Genomic DNA, 12278 nt, shown 5'->3' with positions numbered 1-12278 from the left:
TGAGATTAGAAGTTTAGGTTGATACCAATATTAAAAACCTTTTGTACCGGGTATCCCAGGCCATCGCCGCCCATCTCAGGATCCCAGTATTTGAAGGCACTGAAGGTGAGCAGGTTAAGACCACTGAAATACACGCGCAGATTTTCTGCTTTTATGCGCTGTAATAAGCGCTTGGGCAGAGTATATCCGAATTCCAGTGACTTCAGTCGTACAAAAGAACCATCATACATAAACCAGGTGCTTGTTTGCAGGTTGTTGTTAACCGGCGTGGTGGAGAGACGTGGCCACAGTGCGTAAATATTACGGTTCTCTTCTGACCAGTGATCTTTGGCGTAGATATCTAACAGCGCGTTTTCTCCCTGGGTGCCATTATTGGACCGGTTGATAAAAGGAGACGTAGACCATGGATCTATCCAGAAGGAGGACCGGGCAGATCCCTGGAAGAACGCGGAAATATCGAACTGACCGTAACCGGCAGAGAACCCAAATCCATAGATGATTTCTGGTACAGTAGGGTGGCCAATGGGTACTGCATCTGCATAAGTAATCTGGCCGTCGCCGTTTACATCTGCATATTTGATATCTCCTGCGCCATAGGTGCCGAAGTTTTGTTTAGGTGAATTTTGTACATCTTTATCGTCGATGAACAGGCGTTCTGCGACGAAGCCCCAGTTTTGTCTGAGCGATTGCCCCAGGTGTGAGCGATATGGTTCGGCATAGGCAGGTTCTTCATAGGCTTTGTAGGCGCTGGTAGAGTAAGTGAAATTACCTCTTACGGTTAGCCATGCCTTCGAATTAAATTGTTCTGTATAATCGAGGGAGAGATCTATTCCCTTGGTGAGCGCAGCCCCTACGTTGGCATAGGTGAGGGCGGACAAGCCCATGGAAGCAGGGGTGGAAGACCGTCCCATCAGGATGTTTTTCCTGTTACGGTTGTATATTTCTGCGATAAAGTTTGCTTTACCTTTGATGCCCACTTCAAGGGCGAGGTTACCATCATAGGAAGTTTCCCAGGTGATGTCGTTGTTGCCATAAGCACTGATGGAAACACCGGGACGGAAAAACTGGTTATTATAGCCGAAATAGGCACCTCTGTCGTTGTTATTAAGATTTACATTGGATAGATAAAAGAATCGTTGGTCCGCCGTACCAATAGCATCATTACCCACCATCCCATAAGAACCGCGTAGCTTCACTTTGGTGATGGTTTTAGATAATCCTTCCCAGAATTTCTCGTTGGAAACGATCCAGGAAGTGCCCATTACCGGGAAGAAACCAAATTGTTTTGTTTTGTAGAATTTCTCAGAGCCATTGTAGCCAAAGTTAAATTCCAGGAAATATTTGTTGTCGTATCCATAGGATGCGCGCCCGGATACCCCCGTATTACGACTGGGGAGTGATCGTTGTAAGTCGTTGTAGTTGGGATCCTGGTGTTGTTCTACTGTACCGATAATGCTTCCGGACAGACTATGTTTTTCGTTGAAGATGCGGTTGTAATCCAGCGCACCCAACAGGTACAGCTGCGTGGAAAGTATCCTGGAACCAGGATTATAGCCGAGGTATTCTGTTGGCGTGTTTGCTTCGTTTAGCCATTGCAGTGAATAGGTATTGGTAAATTTATCATATTGCCCAATATTATAGTAATATGGATTGTAACCCCTGGATACTTCGAAGTAGCCGTAGCGGTTGGTACTGCCTATGCTGCGGAAAGAGAGGCCGGGAGTAATCGCTTCGAGGTTTTGCGTCAATTCCAGTTGTGCCAGCATCCGGGACTGAGAGTATTGTTTATACCCACGTACCATGTCTGCATAGGGGTTGGTGTACTGGCCTTTGCCAAAGTTACCAAAGAGCATATGCTGGGTGATTTGGTTGGCAGAATCTGGCGCATAAAACGCGGGATAAGCCGTAGGGCTTACCTGCAGTGACCTTTGATAAAGTTCGGAACCACCGTCTATCGGCCCGTTATACTCATCGAACGTACCGTAAAGTCTTACTACCAATTTGGTGGTACGTGTTACGTCGATGTTTACATTAGAGCGAAGCAGGTAGGTGTTGAGTCGTATATTATTATTAAAGTTGCTGACTTTGGGCACCTTTAGTATACCATTATCGCGGTTGTAGCTGCCGGATACATAGTATTGCGCTTTAGTGCCACCACCTGATATACTCAGGTTGCCGCGCTGGTTCATGGTGTTTTTCTTAAACAGCATATCCTGCCAGTCTACTTTCGGATATACGTAAGGGTTGTCGCCGGCAATGGTATGGTCTATTTGTGTAGGACTATATTTCACGCTTAAATCGCCGCGGGTAAGCTGGGCTTGTGTATACATGCGCATATACGTAATAGGATCTGCCAGTTTTACGGTTTGTGTAGGTGCGGAAATGGCATCTTCCAGGCGCAGGTTTACCTTTAGCTTTCCTTCTTTTCCTTCTTTGGTAGTTACGAGGATTACACCATTGGCTCCCCTGGCCCCGTAGAGTGCAGATGCGCTGGCATCCTTCAAGATAGAGAAGCTGGCAATATCATCTGGTTGCAGGCGTGCGAGGTCGGTGGTGGTGAGTTCTATATTATCGATGAGAATGAGCGGGGAGTTGTTGACGCCAAATGTAGTGATACCACGGATGAAGAACTGGGCATTGTCTTTACCTGGTTCTCCGCTGCGTTGGTAAGAAATAATTCCGGCCAACCTTCCTGCGAGGGCAGCGGTGAGGTTACTGGAAGGGATTTTCAGGTCTTTCGGAGAAATAGTAGTGACAGACCCTACAACGGCTTCTTTGCGTTGTTTTCTACCAAAGGCGGTTACCACTACCTGGTCCAGGTCAGTGGAGTTAATCTGCATCACAATATTGAATACTGTTTTATTACCTACTATTATTTTCTGAGGTGTATAGCCTGTCAGGGAAAGCAGTAGCGTACTATTTACAGGAACATCCAGTACAAACTTTCCGTTGATATCGGAGGTAGTACCTACACTCTTATTGGATTCCAGTAACACCGTGACACCGGGGAGGGGAACGCCTGATGAATCTTTAATAGTACCGGTAACGGTAATGTTGGCCATGGCCGCCTCCATTGCTGCTGTTTCCGCCATCCTGCTGTTAGACTGGGTGAGAATGATCACCTGGTTTCGCTGCTCTTTGTAGGAGAGATGCAGGGTAGAAGATACACGGTCAAGGATTTCTTTCACGGTTGCATTTTTCATTTTCAGCTCCAGCACTTTGTCGGCATTGATGTCGGCGCTGTTATAAAAAAAGCGGTACCCTGAATTGGATTCCATGTAGGAAATAAGGCTGTCTAAAGTCACCGCGGGAAAGTTGACCCGCAGTTTTTTCTGCGAGTAACCGCTGGCTGATACCTGAAGAAAAGCAATGATAAGGAAGAGTGTAAGCTTCATGATTTTGATAAACAGCTTATCAGCCCGGAGACAAATAAATTTGTCCGGGTACGAAATTAAATTCATAATTTACGATGGTTGAGTTCAGACAATAGGAAATCTTGAAATCCTTATTTGTAAAGATTTCCTGTTTACTTGACGAACGGGGGATGTGGCCGCATTCCCCGTTTTTTATTGGAATAGCCTGGTAATTAAGTGACCCCGTTTGAGCAGGATTGTTTCATAAACGTAGATTTTTGGTTAATTAATAATGACCGTTTTACCTGAAATGGTGTACTCAAATGGATGGATCTGTTGTAAGATTTTAAGTATGTCGGTTAATGACTCCCCCTGGATATTTCCGGAAAAATGTAATGAACGGACGTTTTCGTTACCAAATACGAATTTGACATCATTACGTCTTTCTATGCTTAATGCAAGGTCATCAAAGCGTTCGTTGCGGAAAGGCAACCGGTTTTGCATCCATGCGGTTTCTTCAGCCGCGGGACCGGTAATAATGACTTGTTCCGCCAGAACGGTGTTTCGGTTGGTTACAGGTTTCAATGTTGTTGTACTTTCCTCATTTGATTGCGTTGGTTCTTTTAATATGGTTACTTTTTCATTAGGTTTCAGACGTATTTTTCTACCGCCGGAATTTTTCACGATAACTTCTACTGCTCCGCTAATCAGGGCAGTTTCTGTTTTGTGGTCACCTGGATAAGCTTTCAGGTTAAATGTAGTTCCCAGCACTTTCACATCTACCTCATTGGTATGTATAATAAACGGTGCGTTGGCATTCTGTGTGACATCGAAATAAGCTTCGCCGGTTAATTTTACTTCGCGGTTTCCCTTTTCAAAATTGTTTGGATAGGAAAAAGCGCTGCCTGCATTGAGTACTACCACCGTGCTGTCTGGTAGTACAATTTTGTAGCGTGCGCCTGGTTTGGTGGTAATATTGGTCCAGGTAACAGCCTTGCTTTTCTGTTGCTGATGCAGGAAAAAGCCGGCTCCTACGGTAATGGTTACCCCAAATACTGCCGCGGCGATGGCCCAGGGCCTGAGCTGGAAGCGCTGGCGCGCGGGAGGTTGCTGTGCCTGCGCAAAAATGGCGGAAAGGCGTTGGTCTTTGTTATTGGCAGGCACAGAAGGCAAGGCACTATTCACTTCCGCCTGTTGCAACACCTGGTAGGTAGCTGACAGATCTGGGTCGGTGAGGAGCATTTGCTCAAATTCCCGTTGTTCCTTTATGTTCAGTTCATTAGCCAGCGCTTTTGCTAAAAGTTCCCAGGCTTTTGCTGATTTATCCACGTACGAAGATTAAGTCTTATAGTAAGACAACAATTTTTAAAGGACCTATTAAAGGGGAAGGAAGTTTTTTTTGAGAGATAATTATAAGATGTTCAGTTTCCGTTCCAGGCGGATACTTTTGCTCAGTTTTTTAACGGCAATGCTCATTTGTACATTCACGGTATTAACGGAAATATCGAGGATTTCGGCTACTTCTTTGTATTTAAGGCCATCTTCCCGCACCAGGCGGAAGATCATTTTGCATACCGGCGGTAAATGATTTACGGCCTTTTCCATGGCCTGTTCGTTTTCTTTGCTGATCAGGATATCATCCGGGAGAATAGTGGCGATGTCGGTTTTAATCTGCAGGTATTGGTCCTTTAGCATATTGCCAACGGAGTATTTCTTTTTTACGCAATTCAGCGCTGTATTACGTACTGCGGTATACAGGTAGGTATTGATATTTTGTACGTGGCTTAGTTGTTCGCGTTTTAACCAGATATTCAGGAAAACATCCGACACCACTTCTTCTGCTTCTTCGGCGACTTCCAGGTATGAGCAGGCAAATTTAAAGAGACGGTCAAAATGATGGTAATAGAATTGGCGGAACGCCCCTTCGTCACCATTCATCACATCCGTTAATACATCTCTCATGGAATAGGAAGATCAAATTTGTTGAACTAAATCTACCTGCTAAATACATATAAATCAAATAGCATTTTGCCGAATAAGGATATCATTTTGACAGATTTACCTTTTTATTCGCAGTATCCATCATCATGGAAGTTTTAACGGGCCAGCATAAACGTAGTCCACCGGATTTTTGTAAATAGATTTTCCGGAGATGTAATTCTTAATACCTATACTTATCATGATGGTTTTTTCCGGAGATGTTTGAAGGCCAAATTTTAATCTTGCAAAGGTCTGGTAATGAGGTAACAGCGATTTTCATTACCTCTGCGTACCATTCTCATATGACCTATTTCTTCTTCTTCGCTGCCAGCTTCGCGTCATTCTCTTTTACCCGGTACTTCACTATTTTAGTAATGAGCGCCAGCGGCATGGGCTGGTCCAGGGGAAACTGCACAGAACCTTTTCCTGTTTTAAATTTTGATAGCTCGGCTTTAAAAGCCTCCAGTCCTGATGGTATAGGATAAAATCCAATGTGCTGTTTGAAGGCCGCGAAGTAAACCAGTGGTCCGTTTTGTTTATAAGCAGGCATTCCATAGCCGATGTATTCTTCAGCCTGAGGCGCCGCCTTTTTCACCGTAGCCCGTACCTGTTCCAGCACCTCCCGGATATCGGGTGGGAAAGCCGCTATGTATTCGTCTGTAGTGGTTGCGTTTGTCATGGTAGCTGATGTTGTAGTGCAAATTTACCTTTTCCCGCTGAGCAGCAGGCGGTGTAAACGCGACAATACACCATGCTGAACCCGACAAAAAAAACAAAAAAAATACGGGTTATAATTATCTTTATAAAATCGCTTCCACGTATGTGAAAATTTATGAACTACTCAGCTACACTTCCCACCTCCAAAAAGTTACTTGGTTTAGATCACTTAAGGGCGCTGGCTATCACACTGGTGTTGCTGTATCATTACCGTATGTTTGCCCATCCAAAGTGGGTAGATGATGTAATAGGCTTTGGATGGACCGGCGTAGATTTATTTTTTGTATTAAGTGGCTTCCTGATTTCCTCGCAGTTGTTTGAGCAGATGGCAAAGGGGAAAGCGATCTCTTTACCGGAATTCTTTATCAAGCGTTTTTTCCGGATTATCCCGCCTTACCTGCTGGTGCTGGCCATATACGTATTCATTCCGGCTTTCCATGAACGGGAGCATCTGGCGCCTGTATGGAAGTTCCTGACGTTTACACAAAATTTTGGACTGGATATTAAAAGTGAAGGCACCTTTTCACATGTATGGTCGTTATGTGTAGAGGAACATTTTTATTTACTGTTGCCGCTGGTGCTCACCGGCCTGGTGGCATGGAAGGCCACCAGGAAGAGCTGGATACTGCTGGTGGCCCTGTTCGGTGCAGGTTTCCTGGTCCGGTTATATTGCTGGCATTACCTGATTGCGCCACATGAAGGCGCTGATGATTACTGGAAATATTGGTACATGCACATGTATTATCCTACCTACAACCGCCTGGATGGCTTACTGGCAGGCGTGGCGGGGGCTGCCCTGTTTGCTTTTTTACCGTCGGTAAAAGCGTGGATGTTCCGGTATAGCCATGTAGTGGTGGCGGCCGGATTGCTTGTGCTCACAGGCGCCTGGTTTTTATGTGAAGACCAGGAAAGCTTTGGGGCGTCTATCTTTGGATATCCGGTTATTGCAGTGGGGTATGGGTTATTGGTAATGGGTGCGGTGAGTCCGGGTAATTTTTTATACCGGTTCAAGAGTCGTGTTACGGCGTTGATCGCAAAACTATCCTTCGTATTATATCTCTCGCATAAAGGTGTGATACACCTGGTACAGCCACTTTTCGAAAAAGCAGGACTGGATCCTAAAGGTAATGTTATGCTGCTGGCTTGTGTATTGGCGGCAATAGTAGCGGCTTTTATACTGAATAAGTTGGTAGAGGTGCCTTGTTTGCGGCTCCGTCAACAGGTATTGCAGCAAAGGAAAAAGAAGCAGGAAGCAACAATGATGGAACAGATGCGGGCTTAATATACCGGCTGTCGTAAATGGTTCATGAATATTTCCTGCGTAGTGATATCTTTTTTCCGGGTCCAGATTTCATGGCTTAGAGGGGTAATCGTATCCAGTTCACAGAATCCCATTCGCCGGATGGTACGACCGGTTTCAATTACATCTATAATAGCGTCTGCAATATGCAGGTAGAGGGCTGTTTCATGCGCGCCTTCCATAGGAATGATACGGGCGGCTAAATGGCGGGCCGTGATATATTGTTGTGCCACAGCGGTAAACTTCGCACAGATAGTGTTGATGTGCCGAAGGTCGGTAGCACGCTGCGCTATCAGCGAAAGGCGGCATTGTTGCATCGGTAAAGGCAGCAGGCAGCTGAGGGCAGCCAATCCGTATTCCCGGAACCAGATGCTGCTGCCTATGGCTACATCAATATGCCTTTGTTCCAACATCCAGCAGAGGTCGCGGCTACGTACAGTCACCAACGTGATATTACGGATTGGATTGTGAAATGCGGGGATGTCTCCTTTTATGAAGCTGTTAAACGCCGGGGTATCCGGCATCTCTATTAAGGATACCGATTCGGTAAATCCTCTGCCTTTCCCGATGGCTATCCGGAGAGGGTGTGTGTGAAGGGGAGAGATGTCAGTTAGTGGCAGTTGCATGTGTTATATATTATTGGCCCAGGAGAGCAATTTAGCCAGGCATACTTCCTGGCTATAGTGATCGGTTCTGAGGATATTGGCGCCATATGTTTTTCCTAAACTGAGGTATTGGGCCATGTAGCCGGTATGATAGGTTACATCGAATGTTTCTTCCGTCCTGGTGGCCAGTCGTTGTAAAGTAGTGCTAATGCCTGCATAACAAAGGGTGGTAGGCGGCACCGGTAGCCAGTCCTGGTAATAGCTTGCCGGGATGAGGGTAAAAATAGTCATCCAGTGCCGGTCGAAGATGAGTACTTCCTGGTTATGCTCCATCAACAGTTGCTGAATGGCAGCTTTGCCGAGATCGGCTACCTGTTGGTACTCTTTTTTTGCGGCGTGTTCAATGAGGGCGGCGCCTGTTTTTCCGCCAAAAGGGCGGAGGTAAGTTCCCCCGGTGGCTTTTGCCAGTAAGGTGGCCATGGTGGTTTTGCCGGCGCCGTCGTGTCCGTCTATTGCCAGTATCAGAGGGCGTTGTTGTATATCCATAGGTTTATTAGTGATGAGGATATAGCCCAACGCTGCCGTCTTTTTCATCCAGTTTTACCTGGTATTTGCCGGCGCCTTTATGACCGTTTTTAAGAAGGGTGCCTGCTGCCTGGTTTAATTTCATTAATCCGCGGGCGGATACTTCTTTGAAGGGGCGTTTATCCGTTGCCGTTGAGTACAGCACTACTTTATCTTTTTCTACGGAAAAGCCTATACGCTTTCCCTGACCTTTCTCAAACTTGAGCAGATGACGGGCGGCAGGAGGGAGGGTGATCATGCCGGCAGGGGAAATGGTTCTGCTGCTGAGGTTTTCTTTAAATGAAGTAGCCATTGTTTTTATTTTTGTAAGATGAATAAGCGGTTAGTCATGGTTTATCTGAAACATGGAGGAATAAGCTTTTTCATAATTTTCATATAACTTCTCCGGTGCGGCACCTTTTCTCCAAAGGTCTTTGTCCATTGATTCGGCTTGTTCCGGATGGAGGCTGTTCCAGCGGATGCGCATGCAATCCGGGCTGATTTCACCATAAATCAATTTGCCGCTGCGATCAATAAAAATGCACATATCAATGAGGGTGATACCGGATTGACAGAACATTTCTTCCAGCCATAGGAATGTTTCCAGCGCCATTTTTTTAGCGAACGGAAGGTCTTGTATCCAGAGTGCGGCATAGTCATCGGAAATGGGTTCATCCGCCAGCCGGTTATTGTTTTCATCAGAGAGTGGGTGACGCCAGTCGAAGCATACGATGGGTACTTCAAAGCGGGTCCACCTGGTCACCGGCAGCTCACCGGGAAGGGTCGACGGGTATTTATCGGTATAGCGATACCGGTGTACGGGGGAGCCGATATGATACCTTTTAATCCTGGTTTCCACGTTGCAGGTATCTACTAATAATTGTACAATGAACAAGCCCTGTTCGTTTTCTATTTCCGCCAGGAAGGCGCTGGCCGGGGCGTAAGCCCGGTTTTTGCCGTCCTGTACCATCTTCCGGTAAACGGCAGTGGTGAACCTGATCCGGATGTCGTCGGTACCATCTGCCAGTCCATAACGGTTATGGGTATACGAGTATACGGTAGGTTTAAATTTTTCTATCACTACCCGGGGTGTCCAGTACTTAATAATTTTGCTTTCTCCTTCCACCAGCAACGGCAATTGTTCAAAGTGGAAGGGCAATTTCTGGAGGATACGTTCCAGGATGCTTTCGGCTGGTTCGCCGTGTTGTATCATCAGCGTAGGTACGTCGCCGTGAGTATCTGGAGTATGGGTCAGTATAAGATATTGGCGGGAGGGATCTGCCAGTGGCAGCGTTGTAAGCGTTACAGGGAATTCCAGCTCCTGTAGTTGCCGGATAGCGGCGGCTACGGGGTCACCCGGCATTGTGTGACATTCGTTGATGATTCCTGTGGGCGTTATATGATTCATACTTTATTGTTTATCGTAAAAATTCGGGCAAGTCCCAGTCGGTATAGTCGAAGGCGTGCCAGGTATTGTTCAATATGTACAATAGTTTTAGGGTAGCGGCATATGCGTTGGCGATCGCTTCCCAGGGTCGCCCGTTTTCACAGAGTGCTACCTGGTCTTCTATCGCGTAGTGAAGGGTGGATGTAGTCCAGGCGTTGATCAGTTCCTTGTTATTGGGCACCTGCATCGCTGCCCGCATACCTTTGGTGATATGCATGGGTATCTTAATAAAATATTGGTAAAGATTTGCTTTCCCTTCCAGTCCGAAATGGGTGCCTTCTTTAGCGAGGAATCCGGCCATTCCCAGCAGTTGCCGCATACGTACATAGCCAAAGCTAAAGTTGCGGTATAGCAGGTCATACGCTGGTTTCACGGGTATGGTCGCCTGTCCGTATAAACAGAGTACATGCTGATTGAGGTTGTCGCCGGACAGCGACTGGCATCCGTAGAAATCAGTTTCATCATACACGCTGATATTGATATCTACCCCCTGGTAGGAAGGGTTTTTTCCACTGAGTGTGCGCAGTGCGGTATCGGATGATTTCACGTACAGGATCACGTCATAGTCAGCGAAGGTTTCACTGGTAACGGAAGAGCCGTATACAAAGATGGCGAGGAGGTTGTCTGATAACGTATCCCGCAGTTGATTGGCAAAGCCAAACCGTGATTGCTGGGCGGCGTTGAGCGGACTTTCTGTTACCAGCAACGGTGTAGTGGTTACACCGTCGCTTAAAGCGGTGAGCAGCCGGCCGTACATTTTTTTGATGGCACTGATGCGGTCGAAGGAAGACAGGTCCATAGCATAGCCATAATGCAGCACAAATTGTTGCAGTTCTTCTTTGCTGATGATCGTTATCTCCAGTGATTCGAGATAAGCGGATATTTGCCAGAGCCGGTCCAGCTTACTTTGTATAGTAGCTTCTGTGAAACGGTTTTGTATAATGGCGGCGCTGAGGGTACAACCTGCCAGGAACAGGAGCGATTGCAGGTAGTACCGGTTACTACCCATGCCTGTATTGTGGTCTACGGGTAGCAGTGGATGAAATGTATGTAGTGATTGAATAAAGCGGGTGTATGTTTCATCAGCAGGAGCGGTGTTTGTTTCCTGGACAAAGCGTTCAAAAAAAAGTGGATGGAACAGGGATGACAGCTCCAGTAGCTGACGGCTTACCGGGCGTGGGTTGACCAGTTGTTGTGCAGTGGCTATCGTGAAAAAATTACGCAGTTCGCGTTCGTCCAGTTCTTCGTGGAAAAGGACAAAGGTGAAATCGCTTTCTTCTTTTTCCCGCCATCCTGGCGGCATAGTGACTATGCGGCAGCCGGCATATTTACGTTTAAATATGTTGCGGAACGGGGTCATATCCACCGGTGGTGGTATAAACAGCTGATCTTTCAAAGCTAACAAGATGAGATAGTAACGCCTGAATGTTGCTGATAATGCCTGGTTTGATAGAGCGCTTTATGGGAAAAGATACTTTTTATTGCCTGGAGGGAGGCGATCAATTCTCATAAATTAAAAATTCCGGTCTATGGGGTTGTTCAAATCACTTTGAGGTATTCAATCAATAGTCATTAACAAGTGATCGCTTTTATAGCGATGTATTTAAAGTTATGCAATTTCCAGCAATAAAAAAAGTTTAGCATTTAGCCGTTGCCAGCTAAATGCTATCGGGCTTCAGTTATCCCGCCTGATAGGGTCCGCCGGGTTCTCCCCATCCCCATTTAGGCATCGGCTCATCGGGATTAATGGGAAGCGTTGTTTCATTGGAGTTGATCACTGCAATACGGGTACCCCATTCAATATAGGCGACAAAAGCGGAGCGGAACTCAGGATCTGCGGGCAGGTCCATTTCATCGGCGGTGACGAGGAGTAGTTGTACCCACCTTTGGCGATGTGCTTCTTTAAGATGTTTGCCCAGGTGCTTTTGAATCATGGCAGCATGGGAGCCTTCGCCGTTACTGTACAATTTCGGTCCGCCAAATACTTCTGCGATGAAGTGCGCTACATGCAGTTGATGGGTGGGCGACATATGCTTAAATATAGGTCCGATTAAATCGTCCAATACTACTTTATCGTAAAATTTACGGATCAGTTGTTCAAATACCGGCATACCGCCGGCCCATTCGTATAAAGTGGGTACGGGTTTGTTGGTCATCTCTTTTTTAGTAAAGCTAGAAAGGTTAAAAATGAACACCAAGGACTTACCAAAAAGTAGGTGCCAGCTACTTAACAAAAGGGTAACGCCAATTATCAAATAAGTTTGCATTCGTTGAATAATCTTGCGTATTTTTCGGGATCGTGATGGTGGTGA

11 protein-coding genes are annotated in these 12278 nt (G+C 46.3%); 1 reads left to right on the top strand and 10 read right to left on the bottom strand.

All coding sequences use genetic code 11. The annotated features are described in order from the left end of the window. Nucleotides 1-5: 5 nt before the first annotated feature. From AC5ZC7_RS19800 to AC5ZC7_RS19785, 4 genes are all read right to left on the bottom strand, one after another. Nucleotides 6-3395, bottom strand: a complete 3390-nt coding sequence (locus AC5ZC7_RS19800) for a SusC/RagA family TonB-linked outer membrane protein (protein WP_496157164.1) — start codon at nt 3393-3395, stop codon at nt 6-8. 240 nt (nt 3396-3635) lie between these two features. After that, the gene (locus AC5ZC7_RS19795; protein WP_496157165.1) at nt 3636-4682 is read right to left on the bottom strand and encodes a FecR domain-containing protein; all 1047 of its coding nucleotides are present in this window, start codon (nt 4680-4682) and stop codon (nt 3636-3638) included. Between the two features lie 81 nt (nt 4683-4763). Then, a complete protein-coding gene (locus tag AC5ZC7_RS19790; protein WP_496157166.1) occupies nt 4764-5315 on the bottom strand; it encodes an RNA polymerase sigma-70 factor in 552 nt (183 codons plus the stop codon). Between the two features lie 325 nt (nt 5316-5640). Further along, nucleotides 5641-6012, bottom strand: coding sequence for a DUF1801 domain-containing protein (locus AC5ZC7_RS19785; RefSeq protein ID WP_496157167.1), 372 nt, complete (start codon nt 6010-6012; stop codon nt 5641-5643). Nucleotides 6013-6165: 153 nt separating this feature from the next. Between AC5ZC7_RS19785 and AC5ZC7_RS19780 the strand changes: the two genes are divergently transcribed. Further along, a complete protein-coding gene (locus AC5ZC7_RS19780) occupies nt 6166-7332 on the top strand; it encodes an acyltransferase family protein (protein WP_496157168.1) in 1167 nt (388 codons plus the stop codon). Here AC5ZC7_RS19780 and hisG read toward each other — a convergent pair. The 6 genes from hisG to AC5ZC7_RS19750 form a co-directional block, all read right to left on the bottom strand. Next, nucleotides 7329-7976 carry an ATP phosphoribosyltransferase gene (gene hisG / locus AC5ZC7_RS19775; protein WP_496157169.1) on the bottom strand — a complete coding sequence of 216 codons (648 nt, stop codon included), beginning with the start codon at nt 7974-7976 and terminating at the stop codon, nt 7329-7331. The genes AC5ZC7_RS19780 and hisG overlap by 4 nt on opposite strands. A gap of 3 nt (nt 7977-7979) precedes the next feature. After that, complete coding sequence (locus tag AC5ZC7_RS19770) at nt 7980-8549, bottom strand: P-loop nucleotide/nucleoside kinase family protein (RefSeq protein WP_496157170.1); 570 nt, start codon at nt 8547-8549, stop codon at nt 7980-7982. Continuing rightward, nucleotides 8509-8832, bottom strand: a complete 324-nt coding sequence (locus AC5ZC7_RS19765; RefSeq protein ID WP_496157171.1) for a hypothetical protein — start codon at nt 8830-8832, stop codon at nt 8509-8511. The genes AC5ZC7_RS19770 and AC5ZC7_RS19765 overlap by 41 nt, the downstream gene beginning before the upstream one ends. A gap of 30 nt (nt 8833-8862) precedes the next feature. After that, nucleotides 8863-9927: a phosphoribosylaminoimidazolesuccinocarboxamide synthase gene (locus AC5ZC7_RS19760; RefSeq protein ID WP_496157172.1), complete on the bottom strand. Its 1065-nt coding sequence runs from the start codon at nt 9925-9927 to the stop codon at nt 8863-8865. Nucleotides 9928-9937: 10 nt separating this feature from the next. Continuing rightward, the gene (locus AC5ZC7_RS19755; protein WP_511911258.1) at nt 9938-11371 is read right to left on the bottom strand and encodes a hypothetical protein; all 1434 of its coding nucleotides are present in this window, start codon (nt 11369-11371) and stop codon (nt 9938-9940) included. A 274-nt stretch (nt 11372-11645) separates the two neighbouring features. After that, on the bottom strand, nt 11646-12122 hold the full coding sequence (locus tag AC5ZC7_RS19750; RefSeq protein WP_496157174.1) for a globin domain-containing protein: 477 nt from the start codon (nt 12120-12122) through the stop codon (nt 11646-11648). Nucleotides 12123-12278: the final 156 nt, after the last annotated feature.

The organism is Chitinophaga sp. 9-1-y (assembly GCF_059511905.2).
This window is presented reverse-complemented; position numbering and strand designations above follow the sequence as displayed.